The 21543-nt window shown below is 63.2% G+C and carries 17 protein-coding genes; 4 read left to right on the forward strand and 13 right to left on the reverse strand.

The window, feature by feature from the left end:
* Positions 1-17: 17 nt before the first annotated feature.
* Together EOC94_RS08085 and oiaX are read right to left on the reverse strand one after the other, a co-directional pair.
* Positions 18-1352: a four-carbon acid sugar kinase family protein gene (locus EOC94_RS08085; protein WP_127289623.1), complete on the reverse strand. Its 1335-nt coding sequence runs from the start codon at positions 1350-1352 to the stop codon at positions 18-20.
* Between the two features lie 13 nt (positions 1353-1365).
* A complete protein-coding gene (oiaX, locus tag EOC94_RS08090) occupies positions 1366-2616 on the reverse strand; it encodes a 3-oxo-isoapionate-4-phosphate decarboxylase OiaX (protein ID WP_127289625.1) in 1251 nt (416 codons plus the stop codon).
* A gap of 141 nt (positions 2617-2757) precedes the next feature.
* Between oiaX and EOC94_RS08095 the strand changes: the two genes are divergently transcribed.
* Positions 2758-3471, forward strand: coding sequence for a transcriptional regulator NanR (locus tag EOC94_RS08095; RefSeq protein WP_095483858.1), 714 nt, complete (start codon positions 2758-2760; stop codon positions 3469-3471).
* 2 nt (positions 3472-3473) lie between these two features.
* Here EOC94_RS08095 and EOC94_RS08100 read toward each other — a convergent pair whose 3' ends face one another.
* The 9 genes from EOC94_RS08100 to mtnK form a co-directional block, all read right to left on the reverse strand.
* Entirely contained in the window at positions 3474-5312 is a 1839-nt protein-coding gene (locus EOC94_RS08100; protein WP_127289627.1) for a hypothetical protein, read from the reverse strand.
* Positions 5309-6343 carry a Gfo/Idh/MocA family oxidoreductase gene (locus EOC94_RS08105; RefSeq protein WP_127289629.1) on the reverse strand — a complete coding sequence of 345 codons (1035 nt, stop codon included), beginning with the start codon at positions 6341-6343 and terminating at the stop codon, positions 5309-5311. Before EOC94_RS08105 ends, EOC94_RS08100 begins: the two co-directional genes overlap by 4 nt.
* A 2-nt stretch (positions 6344-6345) precedes the next feature.
* Positions 6346-7410, reverse strand: coding sequence for an ABC transporter permease (locus EOC94_RS08110; RefSeq protein ID WP_127205350.1), 1065 nt, complete (start codon positions 7408-7410; stop codon positions 6346-6348).
* Positions 7403-8959 carry a sugar ABC transporter ATP-binding protein gene (locus EOC94_RS08115; RefSeq protein WP_095483862.1) on the reverse strand — a complete coding sequence of 519 codons (1557 nt, stop codon included), beginning with the start codon at positions 8957-8959 and terminating at the stop codon, positions 7403-7405. The genes EOC94_RS08110 and EOC94_RS08115 overlap by 8 nt, the downstream gene beginning before the upstream one ends.
* Positions 8956-9615, reverse strand: a complete 660-nt coding sequence (locus EOC94_RS08120) for a DUF2291 family protein (RefSeq protein ID WP_095483863.1) — start codon at positions 9613-9615, stop codon at positions 8956-8958. Before EOC94_RS08120 ends, EOC94_RS08115 begins: the two co-directional genes overlap by 4 nt.
* A 76-nt stretch (positions 9616-9691) precedes the next feature.
* Entirely contained in the window at positions 9692-10633 is a 942-nt protein-coding gene (locus EOC94_RS08125) for a D-ribose ABC transporter substrate-binding protein (protein WP_095483864.1), read from the reverse strand.
* Between the two features lie 299 nt (positions 10634-10932).
* Complete coding sequence (locus EOC94_RS08130) at positions 10933-11760, reverse strand: phosphogluconate dehydrogenase C-terminal domain-containing protein (RefSeq protein ID WP_127289631.1); 828 nt, start codon at positions 11758-11760, stop codon at positions 10933-10935.
* A gap of 348 nt (positions 11761-12108) precedes the next feature.
* Positions 12109-13200 (reverse strand): S-methyl-5-thioribose-1-phosphate isomerase, encoded by a 1092-nt coding sequence (gene mtnA, locus EOC94_RS08135; RefSeq protein ID WP_127289633.1) that lies wholly within the window; start codon positions 13198-13200, stop codon positions 12109-12111.
* The gene (gene mtnK / locus EOC94_RS08140; RefSeq protein WP_127289635.1) at positions 13197-14468 is read right to left on the reverse strand and encodes an S-methyl-5-thioribose kinase; all 1272 of its coding nucleotides are present in this window, start codon (positions 14466-14468) and stop codon (positions 13197-13199) included. Before mtnK ends, mtnA begins: the two co-directional genes overlap by 4 nt.
* 137 nt (positions 14469-14605) lie before the next feature.
* Here mtnK and EOC94_RS08145 point away from each other — a divergent pair, with 137 nt between their 5' ends.
* The 3 genes from EOC94_RS08145 (at position 14606) to EOC94_RS08155 (ending at position 18305) form a co-directional block, all read left to right on the forward strand.
* On the forward strand, positions 14606-16132 hold the full coding sequence (locus tag EOC94_RS08145) for a sugar ABC transporter ATP-binding protein (protein ID WP_127289637.1): 1527 nt from the start codon (positions 14606-14608) through the stop codon (positions 16130-16132).
* Between the two features lie 36 nt (positions 16133-16168).
* Entirely contained in the window at positions 16169-17188 is a 1020-nt protein-coding gene (locus EOC94_RS08150; RefSeq protein WP_245461494.1) for an ABC transporter permease, read from the forward strand.
* Between the two features lie 61 nt (positions 17189-17249).
* A complete protein-coding gene (locus EOC94_RS08155) occupies positions 17250-18305 on the forward strand; it encodes a substrate-binding domain-containing protein (protein ID WP_127289639.1) in 1056 nt (351 codons plus the stop codon).
* A 70-nt stretch (positions 18306-18375) separates the two neighbouring features.
* On the opposite strand, the gene EOC94_RS08160 is transcribed toward EOC94_RS08155, so the two are convergent.
* Positions 18376-20430 carry a bifunctional aldolase/short-chain dehydrogenase gene (locus EOC94_RS08160; RefSeq protein ID WP_127289641.1) on the reverse strand — a complete coding sequence of 685 codons (2055 nt, stop codon included), beginning with the start codon at positions 20428-20430 and terminating at the stop codon, positions 18376-18378.
* Positions 20431-20518: 88 nt separating this feature from the next.
* Positions 20519-21484, reverse strand: coding sequence for a sugar-binding transcriptional regulator (locus EOC94_RS08165; protein ID WP_127289643.1), 966 nt, complete (start codon positions 21482-21484; stop codon positions 20519-20521).
* Positions 21485-21543: the final 59 nt, after the last annotated feature.

The raw sequence follows: 21543 nt of genomic DNA on the forward strand, positions 1-21543 counted from the left end.
ATCCAGCGCGCCTTCTGTCAACCGCCGAGCCCATCGCGGATGGCGCAGAAATAGCGATCGGTTCCGACCTGCCCGCCCTTCAGGGCAACCTCCAGTCCATCGATCGCCTTGACGCGCGAGTGGGCGACGCAAAGCGGCGAGCCCGGCGAGGCGGGCAGCGGCATCCGCACCGTCAGCGCATCGACGCCCATCTGGCCGAGTGCGTGGCTCGACGTATCGCCGCCGGCGATGACCACGCGCTGCAATTTCTGCTCGATCGTCAGCTCGCGAAGAAGTTCGCCGAGGCCGCGGCCAAGCTTGTGGCGGGCGCCTTCCTGCCGGTCGATTTCGGCGCCACGGTCGGCTGTTGGTCCAAGCGCCGTATAGAGGACGACGCTGCGCCCGGCTTCCAGGCTGGCGCGTCCGGTGAAGACCGCGCGCGCAATCGCGTCGCTGGAGGCTTCGGAAACCAGTTCGATAGGATCCACCTCGATCCCGTCGAAACCGTCCGTCAAAGCATGCCGTATCTGCCGCTCCGTTGTCGGCGAGCAACTGCCCGAGACCACCGCGATCCGGTCGGCCGCACCCGGGGGCGAAAAGCCGGGCTCGGCACGGACAATCCCGTCAGACGCCCATTCAGCCAGCAGCGCATATTCGATGCCCGAAGAGCCGACGACGAAAGTGCCGCCAGGCCTGCGAACGCGCCATATCTCCTTGCCCGCAAGCGCCTGAGTCTCGCGGCTGTCGACATCCAAGAGCACGATATCGCTGCCATTCTCGATCAGGCGATCGAACGCTTCCGAGCGGAACGCCGACTGCAGCGTCGCTAGGTCGACCAGGCCCGAGCTGAGATCCGTCTGGCGCGACAGATGGATCAGCAGGTCCGACTCATCCATCGGCGTGGTCGGGTGCCGGCTCATCACGGGATGGCGATCGATACGGAAATATTTTTCGCGGTAGGCCGCAAACAGATGGCCGAAGGCGGTGTAGCGCTTGAGCTGCGGCGCGCCGACCACCAGCGGCACGCTGGCTTGGCTGAAAACCGAGCGGCCGATCTCGATGGCCCGGCCGATGCTGCCGATCGCCGGGCTGGAATCGAAGGTCGAGCAGACCTTGTAGTGGCAGATATCGGCGTTCAGGGTCTTCAGCCAGGCGAAGGCGCCCCGCAGATGCGTGTCCATCCACTGCGGCGTCTCGCTTCGGCTGGTGCCGGCGAGGCCGATGGCACGGCAATGCCTGAACTGCGAAAGCAGGGCCTCGTCCGGCTGGTGCATGAACAGCACGGTCGGCACACCGCCAAGCTCGAGCGCCTCCATGACGTCGGTGGAGCCGGTGAGGTCGTCGCCATAGTAACTGAGAAGCAGGTTTTGCATGGCGTCGCTTTGCTCAGGCCGCTTTGCCGTCGCCGAACTTTTCGATCGACCGCGCCAGTTCGGGATGGGTCAGGGCGAACTCCTCCAGCGGGATGCCCTCGACCGCCGCCTGCCAGGCTTGCCGCACGGCGCGGACGCCGGCACCCGGCCCGTCCGGATGGCTGACGATGCCGCCGCCGCAGAGGTAAAGGAGATCGACCGTTCGGCCGGTTCGCTCGAAGGTTTCGGGGGCCTGTCCGCCCCACTGGCCGGAGCCGGCCACCGGTAGCGCGCAATCATCAGGCGAAAAGATCGGGGTGGTCACCGCCCTGAAGGACTCGACGAAGGACCAGTCCGGCTCCCAGTATTTCGAGGCGATGCCGTTGATCTGGAACTGATCGACGCCGAGCAGCCGCCAGAATTGCTGCCAGACCTTGAAGTCCATGCCGAGGCCGGGGTGCCGGGTGAGGATGTCCCAGCCGTTGCGGTGAGCGTGCAGCACCAGGCTGGAGCGCTTTCTGAGGAAGGCCATGCCGCCGAAGCCGACGGAATTGATGTTGACCACCGCGCAATTGCCGCCGGCCTTCGCCACCAGATCGTGGTTTCGCATCATCTCGTCAGGGTCGGCATGCGAGATGCCGAAAGCATACATGACCTTCTTGCCGGTCTTCTGCTCGTGGTCGAGGACGAGCGGCATGATTGCCTTGACCCGTTCCGACAAAGGCGAATAGGCCGGGCTCATCAGCTTCTCGTCGTCCTTGATGAAGTCGACGCCGGCGGCGATCAGCTCACCGACCATCTCCGCCGTCTCGTGCGGCCGAAGCCCCAGCGCAGGCTTGACGATCGTCCCGATGATCGGGCGGTGCTCAACGCCGGTCAGTTGGCGGCTGCCGGCGACGCCGAACTGCGGACCTGGATGCGCTGCCCGGTATTCCTCCGGCAGCTTCATGTCGACGACGCGAATGCCGGACAGGCCCTTGATCGAAAAGGCGCCGCCGATGGCGATGGTCATCAGCGCCGAAAGGTCGGTGCCGATGGCATCGAGCGGAAACGCGATGTCGACATCGGCGCGCTTGAAGGGTCCGTCGCTGGCCTCGGGAAGGGACGGGCGATCGCCGTCCGGCAGAGGCCGTATCGCCAGGACGCGCGCCGCTACCCGCGCCTTGAGCTCTTCGGTCTCGCCGGCCAGCGCGACGAAGGTTCCGGTCGACTGGTCGCTGGCGATCTTGGCCGCCAGCGCCTCGATGCTAGCCGAGGTCTCGATGCGATAGGTGAGGGTGATCATAGTTCGAAAAAAGTTCCCTGATCTTCGAAATCTGGTATAATGAGTACATAAGTATTGCAAGCGATATCCGCTTGGGCAGACATTCCGGGAATCGCGGCGACAATGCTAAACAGACACCGGTCAAAGGAGTGATTCGCGACGATGAACCGTTCGGAGCCGATCGTCCGGCGCAAGCTTTCCGACGAAGTATTTTTGAGACTGAAGCGCTTGATCACCAGCGGCGAATTGCTGCCGGGCGATGACATGCCGTCGGAGCGTGAGCTGATGGAGCGCTTCGAGGTCGGCAGGCCGGCGATCCGCGAAGCGATGCAGGCGTTGAGCAATATGGGTCTCGTGGCGATCTCGCATGGCGAGCGGGCGAAAGTGCTTCAGCTGACCGCCAAGTCGATCATCAAACAGGTCGACGGCGCGGCCAAGATCATCCTGTCGTCGTCGAAGGACACGCTGGAGCACCTCAAGAACGCGCGCATCTTCTTCGAGCGCGGCATGGTCAGGGAAGCCGCAGAAAAAGCCACTGCCGAGGACGTTCAGCGGTTGCGGGCAACCGTTGCCGAACAGCGGAGCTTTCGCGGCGATTCCGAGGCCTTCATATCGGCCGACATGAAGTTTCATACCCAGATCGCGGCAATATCCGGCAACCCGATCTATGTTGCGGTCAGCGAAGCGATGCTGGGCTGGCTGAAGGAATATCATACCGAAATGCTGATCTGGACCGGCAAGGAAAAGTTCACGCTGACCGAGCATGAAGAGATCATCGGGCGCATCGAGCAGAAGGATGCGGACGGCGCCGAGAAGGCGATGATCAAGCACCTCGAACGCTCGCGCGCGCTCTATGTGATGAATTCCGGCAACTGATTTCACCCGATCCGGGTGATCGCGTAAGGCGTCATCGCAAGGTGGCGTCGTTCGAACCCGGAAATATCAACCGATACTTCGCTCGCCGTCAGGTTCGCCAGCCATATGACGGTCTTGCCCGAGGCAGAACGGGCTGCCAGCGTGAGCACCCGCGTCTCATCGCTCGTCCTCGCCGCCACATGTCTGAAGCCGGCCAGTTCACACAGCCCCTTGATCGCCCCGAAGATCGGCCGGGGTTCACCTTCGCCGACGGGTTCCCCGGATGCCGCCAGCACGCCGAACGGTCCGGTGAAGCTGGAAAGCGTGAGCATCTCCAGTCCGGCCGGCGCGACGCGCGCAGCGTAGCCGATCGTCCATGCCGCCGCGAACTGGCCTGCGTGGCGTGGATCGCGGTCGGCCATGGCGATGCGCTGGCCACCAGGGTTGTCCTTGGTCGCGCCGCCATAGGGATTTTGACGCATGGCGATGGTCGAAGGACCGATCCGGTACGGCTTTGCACCGAAGATCGCCCGCACCGATGCGGCGATGAAAGGCAGCGCTTCCAGCGATTGCATGACACTGAGATCGTCGGCGGCATGCACGATCGGGCAGGTGCAGTGGGTGACGAAATCGAGCAAGTCGGCGGGAACGCGCTTGCGGTTGAGTTCGGTGAAATAACTGAACACGCCGCCGCCGAGGCGGATATCGGGAAAGGCGCGGCGCGCCGCGGCATAGACATCTTCGAGCGGCGGGCATTCAGGCCATGCGCTGCCCGGCGGCGTCGACTGCCGGTCGACCGAAGGCGAAACGGCTATGGCCGAAAGCTTCATCCCGGCCTGGCGGACCATGCCGGCGACGCCTGAAAGCTCGGCGTCGAGATCGCCGACGCAGGAAACGACGCATTCGAGCGTCGTCTTGGCCGGATAGGCGGCGGCGAGCCGGGCATAGGACTGCAAGGCGTCGAGGCCGTGGCCGCGCGTCGGATCATAATGGAACATCAACTGTTGCGGGCCGAGCGCGGACAGTGTCGGCAGGTTTGCAAGCGCCGTCTCGACCTCGTCCGGGTAGATGATCACGCCGATATCCGGCAGCGCCGGTCCGGCTTCGCCGAGCTCGACGCGGATTGGCTCGGCGGTTGCGGCGGCAGCCGGCACTTTCCCGTCACCGGACACACGCAGGCTGATCGTCTGGCGCAGCATCTCGCCGGCAGGCAGCATGTAGGGCCATGGCAGCGCGAGCGGCCGGACGTAGGTCTTGTAGGACGCATCCGACCAGTTGCGCTGGTCCTCCATCTCGAACGCGTCGCCTTCCATCCGGCATTCGGCGGTGACGCCGGGCCGGACCTCATGGGTGATCGCCCGCAAATCCTTGAAAGGCTGCCAAGGGTCGATCAGGTCGGGAAGCTTTGTTTCCACCATGCTGCCGTCGGTGTGCTCGACCGTGACCTGGCTGCCGGCCAGGCCGGCGATCGGATGCAGGATGCAGAAGCCGCAGCGATTGGTCTCGAAATCGCTTTCGGGAAGCGCGCTCACGTCGAAAACCAGCTGGCCGTCGGCGGAACCTTCGATCGTCGCGCGAAAGTCGAGCCGGCTTCCCTCCGGTCCGACATAACTTGCCGAATAGCTGACAGTGAAAGTATCGGAGCCCTGGTCGATGACTAAATCCGTGAGCGCCGGCTCGTAGGTGCCCCAGTCGCGATCCCTGACGATATAGGCGATGGCACGCAGCACTTCGATGCCGCCATGGCGGATGGTCCGTAGATTGCCGTTGGCGAAGTCGGCGGTGAGCGCGCCGGCGCGCAGCCTGACAGGGTCGGCCTCGACCGCGCGCGTGCCATAGAGGAGGAAGGCGTCGGCGGTCATCTCAGCAAAGCGTCGAGCTGCACCGGTTCACGGCTTGCAGCACCGGCATAGGCGGCTTCGACCAGTGCCAAAGTCCTAAGATTGTCCGCACCCGAGGTTGCCGGGTCGGTTCCCTTCGCGAGACAATCGACCCAGTGCTTTTGAATGGCGACGACACTTTCCTGGATGTTGTGCCACGGCCGCGATGCCCAGGGCAGCAGCGGCGGCGAGACGTCGCTTACCACCGTTCCGTTCCTGCCGGTGATGGTAAGCTGGTAATCCTGTGCAAGCCGGATCGTGCCGTCGCTGCCGTCGATCTCGACCAGCGTCTGCGGAAACGGCTCGGTCGCGAGCTTGGTCGCATAGCTGCAATCGACCACAGACGTTGCGCCGCTCTTGTGGTCCATCAGCATGGTGGCGACGTCCTCGCCGGCGATCTCAGGATTAATGTGAGCGGTGCGTGTCGTGATCGTCGAAACGTCGCCCAGCAGAAAGCGGGCAATGTCGAGGATGTGGATGCCAAGATCCTCGATGATGAAGCGCTTTCCCGTTGCCAGATATGGCTGGCCGGAAAACACGTCATAGGCCGAGCGGAACGAGATCCGTCCGAAGAAGGGTGTGCCGATTTCGCCGCTGTCGAGCACGGCACGCACCGCCTGGATGGGTGACTGCCAGCGAAAGTTCTCGTGCACCATCAGCGGCACGCCTGCGTCAATGCAGGCCTTCACCATGGCCTTGGCGTCGGCAAGCGTCGGCGCGAACGGTTTTTGGCAGATTGCCGGAACGCGGTGCCGTGCTGCCATCTCGACGAGCGGACGATGGCTCGGCGCGGTGGTGGCGATATCGACGAAATCCAGGCTTTCGCCGGCAAAAAGTGCTGCCGCGTCGGTGTAGCGCCGCGTGATGCCGAACTGGTCGCCGACGACCTTGAGCCGTTCCGGGTCGCGATCGCAAATAGCGACGATCGAGGCGCCGGCGATGTCGCGCCAGGCGTGCATCTGGTTGACGGCGAAGAAGCCGCAGCCGATCAGCGCTCCCCGCAGCTCCGCCATGCTCAGCCCGCCTTTGCCATCTGCATCAGTGTAACGCGCTGTTGCAGCCGGCGCTGCGCCTGGTCGACGACGACGGCGACGATGATGACGAGACCCTTGATGACCATCTGCCAGAACGAGCTTACGCCCATCATGACCAGTCCGTCGGAGAGGATGCCGATGACGAAGGCGCCGACGATGGTGCCGCCGATCGTGCCGCGGCCACCCGACATCGAGGTGCCGCCGAGCACCGCCGCTGCGATGGCGTTGAGCTCGAAACTTTCGCCGGTCGCCGGGTGCGAGGCCATCAGTTCGGACGAGATGATCAGGCCGACGATCGCCGCGCAGAAACCGGAGAACATGTAGACGAACATCTTCACCATGTTGACCCGGACGCCCGAAATCCGCGCCGCCCGCTCGTTGCCGCCGACGGCGAAGATGTGGCGGCCGAGCGGGGTGTATTTGGCGAGATAGGCCGCCCCAAGTGCTACGACGACAAGAATCCATATCGAGACCGGCAGGCCGAGCAGCCGGCCGGCGCCGAGGAAGCCGAAGCCCGTCGTGCCCAGATCGGGCTTGCCGACAAGGTTCGGGAAGGTGCGGCCGTCGGACGACAGCAGCGCCAGGCCGCGCGCGACATAGAGCACGCCGAGCGTGGCGATGAACGGCGCGACGTTCAGCCTGGTGATCAGCAATCCATTGACGGCGCCGATCAATATGCCGACCGCCAGCGTGATCAGCGCGATCTCGAAGACGTTGAAATAGATCGTGTAGCCGACCTGCAGGTCGATGCCGTTGAGCACGAGATAGCCGGCGACCATGCCGCAAAGACCGACGATCGAGCCGACCGACAGGTCGATGCCTCCGGTGATGATGACGAAGGTCATGCCCATGGCCAGGAACGCGTTCAGCGCCACGTGTTTCGACATCAGGATCAGGTTGGCGGCCGACAGGAAATTCGGTGCCGCGATCGAGAAGAAGATCAGGACGGCGATCAGCGCGATGAACGTCCTCGCCTTCATCAGCGTCAGCAGGACGGAGCCGTTCGAGGCGGAGGCAACAGCCGCCTTGGCCGGGATGTCAGTCATGGGCGGTGTTCTCCGTGTGCGGGACCGGTCCGTGGCCAAGCGCCGATGCGGCGACGAGTGCCGCCTCCGTCGCCTCGGCGCGATCGAACATGCCGGTCAGTTTTCCATTGCTCATCACCGCGATGCGGTCGGACAGCGCCATCACCTCGTCGAGATCGGAGGTGGCGAACAGTATGCCCAGTCCGTCGCGGGACAGTTTGCGCATGGTGCGAAAGACGTCGGCCTTGGCGCCAACGTCGATGCCGCGGCTCGGCTCGTCCATCAGCAGCACCTTCGGTCCGGTGAGCAGCGCCTTGCCGATCACCACCTTCTGCTGATTGCCGCCCGACAGCGACGAGACCTCTTGCGCCGGATTGGCGACCTTGATCGCCAGCTCCCGCACCATCTGCGTCACCGCCTGGTTTTCCTTGGCGCCGCTGATATGGAACAGGCGCACAAACCGCGACAGGCTGGCCAGCGTCAGGTTGCTGGCGACGGAGAGTATCGACACCAGCCCTTCGCGCTGGCGGTCCTCGGGGATCAGCGCCAGTCCGCGCCGGATGCGGCGCGTCGTATCACGTTCTTTCACTTTCTTGCCGGCAATGAAGATCGCCCCGGTGGCATGGCCGTGGCGACCCATGATGCAGTCGAACAGCTCGCTGCGCCCGGCGCCCATCAGGCCATAGATGCCGAGGATCTCGCCGGTGCGCAGCGACAGCGAGACGTGATCGACCGCAAGCCCGCCGGTCACGCGTGGCAGGCAGATGTCCTCGGCGCGGAAGATCTCTTCGCCCGGAACATGGCCGTCGGCCTTGGCGAAGTCCTTGGCGTCCGAGCCGATCATCTGCCGCACGATCCATCGCGTGTCGACATTTTTCATCTTCTCTTGGCCGGTGATCCGTCCATCGCGCAGCACGGTGATGTAGTCGCCGATGCGGATCAGTTCCTCGAGCCGGTGCGAGATGTAGACGATCGCCACGCCGCGCGCCTTGAGGTCGGCAATCACCTTGAACAGGATTTCGACTTCCGCCGCACTCAGTGCCGAGGTCGGTTCGTCCATGATCAGGATGCGCGCATCAAGCGAAACCGCCTTGGCGATCTCGACCAGCTGCTGCTGGCCGATGCGCAGGTCCTCGACCAGCATGTCGGGCCGGATGCCGGCTTCCAGGCGCTCGAGGAATTCCGCCGCGCGGCGCTCCTGTTCTCTGCTGTCGATCTTGCGGAACCGGTTGGTGATCTCGCGGGTGGCGAAAATGTTTTCGGCGACCGTCAGGTTGCCGAACAGGTTAAGCTCCTGGAACACCATGCCGATGCCGCGGTTCACCGCGTCGCCGGATGACGAGAAGAAAACCTCCTCGCCCTCCAGGAGTATGCGGCCGAGCGTCGGCTGTTCGACGCCGGCGATGATCTTCATCAGCGTCGATTTGCCGGCGCCGTTCTCGCCGACCAGCACGTTGACCGCGCCCTTGCGCACCTCGAAATTCGCGCGCTTGACCGCGACGGTGCCCGAATAGACCTTCGAGACGTCTTCCAGCTTCAGGATGACATCATGATCGATGGCGGCATTCATGGCTTCGGCCCGATCTCTGCCTCCGCCGGCGTCACCAGCGGCAGGTCCTGGCCGCTGCCCATGACATAGGCGCCGACAATCCTAACGCTCCGGCCTTCCAGCGCTTCGCGCGGCAGCTTGGAAAGCACTGTCTTGTCGGCATGGATGTTAAACGCCTTGCCGAACTGGGCGAAGTCGATCTGGTTGGTGAAATCGTTGAACTGGATGAAATCGAGACTGTCGCGCAGCGCGGTGCCACGCATCGCGGGTCCGATCTGCACCCGTGCATCGGCCTTGCCGTCGCCGTCGGCATCAACGTCCATGGTCGCCGCGCGCGATTGCGTGTTTGCGGCGACCACCTTGCCTTCAAGACGAACCGCGAAGGTCCACGGCGAATTCGCCTGCTTCTTTGGATTGCCGTATTTGGCGCCGGCAGCCGCTGGATCGGCTTTCGCCAGGGCGTGAACCTCGGGAAACGATCCGGCCTTCTGCTGGAGATAGGGCACGACCTTGGCAGCCCAGATATCACCGACCATCTTGTCCGCATTGAAGGCTGGCGCATTGCCGCCGTTTTCCCCGGACGGTGTCGGCAGGATCTTGCAGGCGGTCAGGCTGATGCCGACCATCGCGACAAGGATCGGCGCGGCGAGGATCGAGCATGTCGGCTTGTTCGGCATGGCGGTCAGGGCACCCAGGAAATGGAAGCAAGGGACGAGCCGGAAGCTCGTCCCTTGCGATTGATGTTACGCCGGCTCAGTTGGTGAGCGCAAAAGTTTCCAGTTTGGCGGCATTGTCGCCGTTGATCAGGACGCAGTCCATCAACTGCTTTTCCTCGGCCGGAGACTTCTTGTTCTTGATGAAGTCGTTGGCCTGCTCGACTGCCATCTGCGCCTGCGCATAGGCCGGCTGCAGGACTGTGGCCTTGATGCCGCCTGAGGCGATCGAGTCGCGAACGTCGTTCGATCCGTCGAAGCCGACGACGATGACGTCTTTGCGTCCGGCGGCAGCGAGCGCGGCATAGGCGCCCATCGCCATCGTGTCGTTGCCGGAGATCACGCCTTTGATGTCAGGATTGGCCTGGAGGATCGATTCCATCTTGGAATAGGCCTCGGTCTGGCTCCAGTTGGCCGACTGCTGCGCCACCATCTTCAGGTCCGGATAGTCGTCGATGACATCGTGGTAGCCCTTGGAGCGGATGCCGGCATTGGTGTCGGATTCCTTGCCGACCAGCTCGACGAAATTGCCCTTCTCGCCCATCAGCTTGACGAACTCCTGCGCGCCGAGCTGGGCGCCCTGGTAGTTGTTCGAGACGATCTGCGCGACGGCGACGCCGGTGGCGTTGATCTCGCGGTCGATCAGGAAGGACGGAACGCCGGCGTCCTTGGCTTTCTGCACGGCGGCGACGGTGGCGTCGGCGCCGGCATTGTCGAGGATGATTGCCTTGGCGCCGCGGCCGATCGCCGTGTCGATCAGCTCGGACTGCTTGTTGGCGTCGTCGTCATGGACGAGCACCAGCGCTTCGTAACCGAGTTCCTTGGCCTTGGCTTCAGCGCCGACGGCTTCGGCCTTGAAGAACGGATTGTCGTGCGAAGGCGTGATGATGGCAATGAGATCCGCCGCATAAGCGGGTGCGGCCGTGCCGAGTGCCAGCATGCCGGCAAAAGCCGCAAGCGTCATTCTGCGAGTGAGTTTCATGATTTCCTCCCGTTTTGAAAACTATGCCTTGATCAACCCAAGGCTGCTGTCTGCATGCAATTCATTTAGATGGCTCGGGCGCGGATAGCTGGGTTCAAAGCCGTTTGCCGGTTCATCTCAACGGAACGTCGCTCCCCAGCCATCCTCCACCCCAGGCCCGAATTTGCTTCGAAGCCTGATGGCCCTAGCCACCGTACAGCTAAGCCAACTGGTATAATGAGTCAATCACTAATTCAGATGACATGTGTCGGCACGCCCGCGACTTTCCTTCGCCCCTCGGGGAGAAGGAAAAGGTCATCTCAGGTAATCCGCTGAATGCTTGCCGCAATCTCTTCCGGCTCGAAGACCCGCTTCCAGTCGTCGCGCATCAAGACCGGCTTGCCGAACTCGATGGCCTTGTTGCAGGCGTCGGAGAACACGCCCTTGGTTTCACCGAAGATGACGGCGCCGAGCACGTTCATGTGGCCAAGCAGGAAGTCGAGCGCCGCCTGCTGGTCAACCCCGCGCGCGACGACCTCGTCGACCGCTTCCTTCATGACGACGAGCAGCGAGGCGCAGACAGTCTCCGAAAGGCCCGGCTCGAGCAGCGCCATCTGGTCGACCGTGACGCGATGCGACCGCATGACCGGAGCCCATATGATCTTGGCGATCGCTTCGCCCTTGGCGAAATCTTCCTCCGGCCCCTGCATCAGTGCGCTGACCATATGCTGCTTAGCCTTGACGCCGCCGAAATAGTCCTTCTTGGCCGCCATATCGGTCTCGTCGTTGAAGATCGGCGGATGGCAGGGATGGGTGACGAAATAGGTCAGGTCCGGCCGCTTCGGCAAATGGCCGGCGAAAGGTGCTGCGGCGTCGAGCACGACCACCATCGTGCCGGCAGCAAGCTTGCTCTCGATGCTGGCCGCGACCTTGCCGATATGGGTGTCGGGAACCGCCAGGATCACCACTTCGGCGCCATTCAGGGCTTCATCGGCGCTGACCGCGTCGATGCCCAGCCCCGTCTTTAGTCGCTCGCAGCCGGCATCGCTGACCTCTACATGGCGTATCGTATAGGGAGAGCCGCGAAAATTGGTCGACAGGCGGTAACCCATTTTGCCGCCGGCGCCAAACAGCGCAATCGTTGTCATCTAGCCGTACTCCTGATCTCCAACGATGGCCCTGCCGATCGTCATCTTAGTAGCTGGTATAATCACCCTACCATATTTTGGCAACCGGATAGGAATCGGATGCGGCCAGTTTCGGCCGGCCCCTTCCAGTGCCTTTGGTTGTTATCGCATCGATGGACGATCGCCTCGCCTTAGCCGGCTGCCGGCGAGGCGAGTATCAGGATGTCAGGCAGAATCGTCCGCCGTCAAAATGCCGGCTGTCAGAAAATGAGCTACTCTGGATGCACCCAAGCAGCGCCCCTGCCACGGATATGGGCAGCTGGCCTCGCTTATCCGCTGATGCCGCTTTCGAAAGTCAATGAAGCCGAATCAGCGTCCGGGAAACATTGCCTTCAAGCCTTCGCGCGAGGCCTTGGCGACACCGCGTTCCGTGATCAATCCGGTGACCAGTCGCGCCGGCGTCACGTCGAAGGCCGGGTTTGCCGCGGGCGTCGTCTCCGGCGAGATGCGGACCTGCGCAATCTCGCCACTCGCGGTCTTGCCCCAGACCAGCGAGACCTCGTCGCTGGAGCGCTGCTCGATCGGAATTTCGGCCAGCCCGTCGCCCACCGTCCAGTCAATGGTCGGCGAGGGCAGCGCGACATAGAACGGCACGTCGTTATCCGCCGCGGCCAGCGCCTTCAAATAGGTGCCGATCTTGTTGCAGACATCGCCGTCGGCGGTGGTGCGGTCGGTGCCGACGATGACCATGTCGATCTCGCCGCGCTGCATCAGATGGCCGCCGGCATTGTCGACGATCAGCGTGTGCGGCACGCCGTGGCCGGCCATTTCCCATGCTGTCAGCTGGGCACCTTGGTTGCGTGGGCGCGTTTCGTCGACATAGACGTGAACGGGAATGCCCGCTTCCGTTGCCAAATAAATCGGCGCCGTGGCGGTGCCGTAGTCGACGGTGGCCAGCCAGCCGGCATTGCAGTGGGTCAGGATGTTGACCGGCTCGCCCGGCTGCTTGCGCGCCACGATTTCCTTGATTATTTCAAGCCCATTGGCGCCGATGGCGCGGTTGAGGCTGACATCCTCGTCGGCGATTTCGCCTGCGCGCCGGTAAGCAGCCTCGGCGCGTTGTCCAGATGGAAGCGGCCGCAGGAAATTGCGCATCTCGTCGAGCGCCCAGCGCAGATTGATCGCCGTCGGGCGTGTTTCGTGCAAGACCTCCCAAACGCCGTCGAGTGCGGCATCCGAAGGGTCGTCGGCCATCTGAATGGCGACGCCATAGGCTGATGTGACGCCGATCAGCGGTGCGCCGCGCACCCACATGTCGCGGATCGCCGTCGCGATGCCGGAGACCGTGCCGACCTTTTCCACGCGGAAATCATGCGGCAGCCAGCGCTGGTCGATGATCTCCACCGAACGCGCGTCGTCGCTCAGCCAGATGGTCCGGTAGTGGCGGTCGCCGACGTTCAAATCCTGTTCTCCCGTTCGATCAGCGCGGCCAATTTGTTGACCTCGTCGATGCTGTGAATCTGGCGCCGGTTGACGGCGATGTGACGGCCGAACTTCAGCGCCTTCGCCTCACATGTGGCGCGCAGATCCTCGTCGGCAATGGTCTCGAAATCGGCGTTGTGCGCGAGGCCCAGGATGCGCCGGTGCACCTCGACGCCGGCAAAGCCCAGCATGTCTGTCCAGACCTGATGCAGCATGTGGTCGAGCGCCTGTTCGGCACCAAGCCTGTCGCCCTGATCCTCGAACAGGCTCTTCTGGTAGAGCATGCCCGTGCGCTCGGTCCGCCACAGATGCGAGAACTCGGTGCGGAACACCGACCATGTCTCGACCGTGACGTCGAGCAGATAGGCGCGCATGGTGTCGCGCTTTCCATTTTGCTCGTGGCCGCGCTGCGAGAAGAACGCCATCCAGAAATTGGCAAGCAGCATGCCGACATCGAACGCGATCGGGCCGTAAAAGGCGAATTCGGGATCGATCATCCGCGTTTCGGTGTCAGTGACCATGATCGACCCGGAATGCAGGTCGCCATGCAGCAGCGTCTCTGCATTGGCCGCGAAGATGTGCTTCAGCCGCTGCGCCTCGACCTTGAGGTCGCGGTCGGCGCGCAGCTCGGCGACGATGCGGTCGAGCTGTGGGCTCGTATGCCGGTTCATCTTGGCATCGAAATAGGGGTCCGAGAAAACCAGGTTCTCGGTGATGTCGCAAAGCTCGACATTGTCGGCGAACAGCGCCAGATCGGCTTTGCGGTCCTTGGCCGCCATATGCAGGTCGGAGCCGCGAAACAGGGTGTGGGCCATGAACAGGCCGATGTCTCTGGCGATGTTGGGCAATTGCCGGCCTTCGATCAGCGCGCGCCGCAGGATGATGTGCGGCGACAGATATTCCATGATGATTAGCGCCTGGCCTTCGTCGAAGTGATGGATCGCCGGCACCGAACCGGGCGCTCTCGCCTGTTGTCGTGTCAGCGCATGATATTCGAAGAAGGAGCGCTTCAACGGCAGCGGCCAGCTGTCACCGACCAAGCGGACATAGGGCAGGGCCTGCTTGACGACGGCAGCACCCGTGGCGCCCTCGACGATAAAGACCAGGTTCAGATTGCCGTCGCCGACCTCGCGGACCTTCCAACGGGCCGTATCCTTGCCGATATGCGAACACAGGGCCTCGTTGGCGCCGAGGCGTGCCGCCAATGTCTCGACCGACAGTGCTTCGAATGGCAATTTCGCAGTCATCCTCACCCTCCCGCTTAGGTGACTCCCATCATAGTGAAGCCATGGCGGTTGGTCCAAGCTAGGAAGCTCTCTGGCAATTGTCAATCGTGTTGACAATTGCCGGGACAGCCCCTAGCGTCACGGTCAGGGAGGAACGAATGGGCAATGATGCCGTGTTCCGCGTGGACGGCCTGAGGAAGTCCTTCGGCCATATCGAGGTGCTTGGCGGCGTCTCGCTCGATTTGCATGCCGGCGAAGTAACCGTGCTGATGGGCGCCAACGGCGCCGGAAAATCCACCCTGGTCAAGATCATCAGCGGCGTCTACGAGCGCGGTGGCGGCACGATGAGCCTCGCCGGCCAGGACTTCGCGCTCCAAGACTTCGCGCCAAAAACGCCGGCGGAGGCGATCCGCGCCGGCGTCGTCACCGTTCACCAGAACATCAATGACGGGGTCGTCGCCGACCTCGACGTCGCCACCAATTTGACGCTGGACAGGCTGAGCGGCAGCGGCGCGCCGACCCTGTTCAATCCGGGCCGGGTGCGCCGCGAGGCAAAAGCGGTCGCCGACCGCATGGGACTGACGATCGACCTGAAAGCCAGGATCAGCGATCTCTCGCTGGCCGACCGCCAGATGGTGGCGATTGCCCGCGCCATGGCGCACCAGCCGAAAGTGCTGATCCTCGACGAGCCGACCTCCTCTTTGTCCAGCGCCGAGGCCGACCGGCTTTTCGCGCTGCTCGACAGGCTTCGCGAGCACGGTGTCGCGATCCTCTACATCTCGCACCGCATGTCCGACATCAGGCGGCTTGCCGACCGGATCGTCTCGATGCGCGACGGCGTCATCTCAGGTGTTTTCGACCGCAAGCCACTCGACTATGAGGGCGCGGTCAACGCCATGCTCGGCCGCAAGATCCACCTCGACCGGATCGTCGCCAGGAACTCGGCCAAGCCTGTCCTGACGATCGACAGATTGCGCATTGTAGACGGTTCCAGGCCGATCTCGCTGACGCTCGGCGACGGTGAGGTCGTTGCCATCACCGGCCTCGTCGGCGTCGGCAAGACGGCGCTCGCTGAGACGCTGTTTGGCGTGCGCAAGCCGCTGTCCGGGACCATGGTGCTGAACGGGAAACCTTACGCACCGGGTTCGACGGGCGAGGCGATCGCCGCCGGCGTGTTTCTTGTCGCCAAGGACCGGGGCGAAAACGGCATCGTCGGCGACTTCAACATCCAGGAAAATATTAGTCTCCCGTTCCACAAGCGGATGTCGCGTCTCGGCGTGCTCAAGCGCCGCATCGAGCGCGCCACCGCCCGCCAGCAAATCCAGGAGTTGGGCATCGTCTGCCGCTCGGAGAAGGACGAGATGTCCGCCCTGTCCGGCGGCAACCAGCAGAAGGTGATGGTCGCCCGCTGGATGTCGCAGGCAGCAAGACTGTTCATTCTGGACGAGCCGTTCCAGGGCGTCGACATTTCGGCCAGGCGCGATATCGCGGCCAAGCTGCGGGCGAGCGCGAACGGCCGTGCGACGCTGCTGTTCGTTACTGAGCTCGACGAGGCGCTGGAGACCGCCGACCGCATCCTGGTGATGTCGGAGCAGACGATCGTTGGCGAGCATCGCAACGCCGACATCGACCTTGAGCGTCTGCTGGCCGAAGTGGCGGGCGGGCCGTCGCAGAGCGCGGCCTGAGAGCGGGCAGATGGTGAGAATTGGAATGGAGAGGGCATGAGTTCGGGTTGGATTGAGATGGCAGCCGCGCGCGACCTTGCCATCCGCTACGGGTTCATCGTTTTGCTGTTTGGGTTGATCGCCTATTTCGCGATCGCCGCCGGCGGCTTCGTCTCGCCGCAAAGTGCCGTCTTCATCTTCCAGTCGGTCGCCATCACCGGCGTGCTGGCGCTTGGCGTCACCGCCACTCTGGTCGTCGGCGGCTTCGACCTGTCGATAGGCTCGGTCGCCACCAGCGCCATGATGGCGGCAGCCTATGTCATGGTGGTGCTGGAGCAGAACGCCGTCGTCGCGGTTATCGCCTGTCTCGCGATCGGTGTCATCGTCGGCCTCATCAATGGCTGGCTGATCGTCTATATGCGCGTGCCGGACCTTCTGGCGACACTAGGCATGATGTTCCTGCTCGTCGGCTTGCAGCGCATCCCGACCGAAGGCCGCTCGATCGCCACCGGCATGACGATGCCCGATGGCTCGGTGGCCAACGGCACATTCAGCGCCGCCTTCCTGGCGCTTGGCCGCCACCGCTTCGATTTCTTCATCCCCAACCTCATTCCCGTTTCGGTCGTCGTCCTGCTCGTGCTTGCAGTGCTGATCTGGTTCTTTCTCGAATACACCCGTTTCGGCCGCATGATGTACGCGGTCGGCAGCAACGAGCGGGCTGCCGAGCTCGCTGGCGCGCCTGTCAAGGCATACAAAATCTGGGCCTACGTTATTTCAGGAGTTTTTGCTTCGATCGGCGGCATTTTGCTCGCTGCCCGGCTTGGACGCGGTGACATCGCCTCGGGTAATAATCTCCTGCTCGACGCTGTCGCCGCGGCGCTCATCGGCTACGCGGTCCTCGGGGCCGCCAAGCCGAACGCCTTCGGCACGGCCGTCGGTGCGGTGTTTGTCGGCGTGCTGCTGCAGGGCCTGACGATGATGAACGCGCCCTACTACACGCAGGATTTCATCAAGGGCGTGGTTCTCGTGGTTGCCCTTGTCTTCACCTTCGCCCTTTCCGGCAGGGGCAAGAGGTAGGATTTCGACAGATAGGATTTCGACCGGCTGAAATTTGAGTTCAACAAGTGGAGGAAGAAACATGAAGATCACAAGAAGACTATTGGGGGCGGCAGCGCTTGGGCTTGCCGGCGCCGCGCTGCTTATGCAGGTGCCGGCGATGGCGCAGGATAAGCCGGCGCCGTTCGACAAGCCCGGCGCCGTCAAGATCGCGCTGGTCCGCTATCTCTCGACTGGTGACTTCTTCCAGGCCTATCTGTCCGGTGTCGAAGCGCAGGCCAAGGCGCTTGGCGTCGATCTGCGCGTCCTCGACAGCCGTCAGGATGCCGCCCTTCAGGCAGACATGGTCGACCAGGCCATTGCGCTTGGCGTCCAGGGCATCATCATCCAGCACGGCCTGACGGAATCGATGAAGGAAGCCGCCCAGCGCGCGGTCGACGCCGGCATCAAGGTCGTCGCTTTCGACGTCAATGTCGAAAACCCCAAAATCCCGCAGATCGAGCAGTCCGACCGCGATCTGGCGCGCCTCGCGCTCGAACAGGCGATCAAGGACAATGGCGAGAGCTGGAAAGCCGGCTATGTCTATGTCGCCGGCATCGCGCCGCTCGACCGCCGCAACGAGACCTGGGTCGACTTCAAGAAGAAATATGCGGGCATCAACGAGGCGGCGATGTTCGGCACGCTCGACAATCCGATCGCCAATTCCGTCGCCAACCAGGCTCGCTCGGTGCTGTCGGCCAACCCCGACATCAAGGTGATGTTTGCGCCCTATGATGAATTCGCCAAGGGCGTGAAGATCGCCGTCGACGAGGCCGGTCTGTCCCAGGACATCAAGATCTATTCGGCCGACATCTCGACCTCCGACATCGCCGCGATGCGCGAGCCCGACAGCGCCTGGGCGGCAACCGCCGCCACCAATCCGGCCGTCGTCGGCCAGGTCTCGGTGCGCGCGCTGGCGCAGCTTTTGGCCGGCGAAGACCCCGGCCATAATGTCATCGTGCCGCCGACACTGATCACCCAAAAGGAGCTGATCGACAAGGACATCAAGAACATGGAAGACCTTTCGGCCAAGCTGCCGCAGTTCGCCCATGCCGATGTCGCTATGCCGGCCTGGATGCCGAACCCGAACGCCAAGTAGGTTTCGATCTCAGGCAGAAGAAAAGAGCGGCTTTCGGGCCGCTCTTTTTGCGTCTGGACTGTTCTTGAGCCTACCTCAACGCCGCCGCGATGTTGCCGCCATCCACCGTCGTCACATCGGCGGTGGTTCGCTCGGCCAACGCATGATGCAGGAACGCTTGGGCCACGTCTTCGGCCGTCACTTCCTGCCCAAGCAGGTTGCCCGCCATGTACTCCTTCTCCGATACGCCGCGCGCGCCCGAGCGGCTGGCGATCATGGCGTCGGTCAGCAACCCCGAACGAATACGATCGGCATTGACGGCATTGGAGCGGATGCCATGCGCGCCGTAGTCGAGCGCATATTGCCTGGAGAGGAAAAGCGTCGCCGCCTTGGGGATGCCATAGGCGCCGAACTTCGGACCCGGATTGATCGCCTGCTTGGAGGTGTTGAACAGGAGCACGCCGCCGGTGCCCTGTTCGAGCATGATGCGCACTGCGTTCTGGGCCGCCGACTGATGGGCGAAGAAATTGAGCTCGAAGCTCTTGCGCAAAGTGGCGTCGTCGAGCTCGCCGATCCTGCCTTCCCAAGCAGCACCCGCGTTGGAAACCAGGATGTCGAGGCCGCCGAAGACGGCGACCGCCTTGTCGAACGCAGCGCGCATCTGTGCCGGATCGGTGATGTCGGCGCCGATGCCGATCGAACTGTTGCCAGCCTTTTTTGCTGCCTCGGCAGCCCTTGACGCGTCGAGATCGACAACGACGGCATGGGCGCCATTATCGGCGAACAGCCTTGCGGTGGCGGCGCCAATTGCGCCGGCGCCGCCGGTGACCAGCACTACCTGGCCGGTTAGCGGCTTCGGCTTGTTGGAAGCGAGCTTGGCCTGTTCCAGCGACCAGTATTCGAGCGGGAACAGGTCGGCTTTGGACAGTGGACGGAAATCGCCGACCGCTTCGGCTCCGCGTACCGCCTCGATCCACATCTCACCGACGTCGGAGGCGATCTTCGCATCCTTCAGCGTGCGGCCATGGCCGAACATGCCGAGGCCCGGCACCAGCGTCAGCCGCGGCATCTGGTCGAGCATCGTGCGCTTCAGGTCATCGAGCGCGTCGTTGGTTTCGAAGTAGGCGCGATAGTCCTCGGCGAATTCCTCGACATGCTGGCGGATGGCGGATTTGTAGTCGCCGATCTTGTCCGCGTCGGGCGCCGGCAGCGCCATCGGTCCGGTCTTGATGCGGATCGACAGGTCGGGTGTCGATACGCCGCGCCCGGCATAGTCGGCAATCCTGGCCGAATTGATGAAATCGACGATCGCGTCCGAGGTGCGGAAGTCGCTGATCATGCGATCGAAGCGGCCATCGCCGCGCGCTACGGCCACCGCGCCGCGCAGCATCGGCGCAATGTCCGCGGGCTTGGCCAGCCTGGCTGGCAAGGTCGATTTTTCGGCAGGCGGCTTGCCATTCCTGGCGATGAAATCCTCGGCGACGTTCACATAATGGATCATCCGGTCGTAGGCCTGTTTGGCATCGTCGCCGAAGGTGAAAATGCCATGCTTGTCGAGGATGAGGCCTTCGACCGTCGGATCGGCGTCGAAGACATCGGCAGCCGCCTTCGCCAGATCGAAGCCCGGCATGATGTAGGGCACGTAACCCATCTTGCTGCCGAAGACCTTCTTGCTCAACGCCTTGCTGTCGTCCTGGTCGACGATAGCCAGAATGGCGGTCGAGTGCGTGTGGTCGACGAATTTGTGCGGCAGGAAGGCATGCAGCAGCGTCTCGACCGAAGGGTTCGGCGAAGACGGATCGATGAGGTTCGCCCGCTGCAGCGCGACCATATCTTCGTCGGAGAGCTTTCTGAGCGACCGTGCCTTGAGCAGGGCGCCGAGCTTGACCGCCGGCAGGCCTTGCGGCTCGATCACGCCCATGTCCCAGCCGCTGCCCTTGACGCAGAGCACGTCCCATTCGTCGCCGACGAGGTCGGTGGCCTTTGTCTTGCAGGAGGTGTTGCCGCCGCCATGCAGGACAAGCCGCGGTTCGCCGCCCAGAAGCCGCGTCGTGTAGACGCGCAGCGCCAGGTCGCGGGCCACACCCTTCTTTGCATAGTCGGCAACCAGCTTCTCCGCGTCGCCGTCATTCCATAGGTTCTTCATGTTCGCTTCGTCCGATTTCTCTTTTTGTTGTGAACAGGAACGCCGCGACGCTTTGATGACAATGCGCCCGCGGCGGAGTTTTGCGTATCTAGGCGACCTTTTCCGCTGCCGATCCGGCATGGTCGAGCAGCCGTCGCGCCATCCGTGCGCCGACCACCAGATGCGTGCACAGCCCACCCGCTATCGCCGCCATCAGCGGTCCGAACTTGCTGTCCTCCTGCACCACCACGAGGCGCTTTTCAATCTTGCGCAGCGATGACAGCTCTGCCGAAATGACCCGCCGGTTGTAGCTGCAGTCGAGCGCCTTGCCTTGCGCATCAATGATCTGGCCGGCGATGACGCCGGCAGCGCCGGCACGGCGCAGAACATCCATTTCGCTGGTAGTCAGCGCGCCGCATTTGACGACATGGCTGTCGGCGTCGACGGTGCCGACCGAGTACAGCGCCAGGTCGCATTCACTGATGCCCGACAATTGCTCGCGGATCACCGGCTCGGCGCGCAGGCCGCGTGCCAGTTCTTCCGTGGTCAGCACCAGCGGCGCATAGAAGTTGAGCCCCTGGGCGTTGAGCCGGCGCGCGATTTCCATGGTGCATTGGTCGGGCCGGTAGGAATAGGGGGCGCCAAGATTGCCGCAGAGCTGCACCACCGTGACATCCTGCAGATCGGCATATGACATGATGTCGGCGATCGTATAGACGGTCCGCCCCCAGGCGACGCCGATCCGGTCACCCTTCTTGACCAGTTCGAGAAAGACGCTCGCTGCCAGCACAGCAATGTCGGTCGACGGATCGGCGACATGGCCGTTTTCCGGCGCAATCCAGACGGCATCGAGCTTCAACGCGTCTTCAAGCTTGCGTGCCAGGACATCGTCGGTGAAAAGCTGGGTCGAGGTCGAGATATTGACGATGCCGGTCTCGCGCGCCTTGCGCAGATACATGGCGACCGAGGCCCGGGAAATCTTGAGCTGGCTGGCCACCTGGTCCTGACGCAGGCCGTGGGCATAATAGAGCCACGCGGCCTTGTGAATAAGCTGTTCTGCCGGTCGGATCGCCATGCCATCTCCTTGCTGACATTATTCACGGCTCTCGACAAAAGTCAAATTGAGCGAGGGCA

This window comes from Mesorhizobium sp. M6A.T.Ce.TU.016.01.1.1 (genome assembly GCF_003997065.1).
GTDB lineage: Bacteria > Pseudomonadota > Alphaproteobacteria > Rhizobiales > Rhizobiaceae > Mesorhizobium > Mesorhizobium mediterraneum.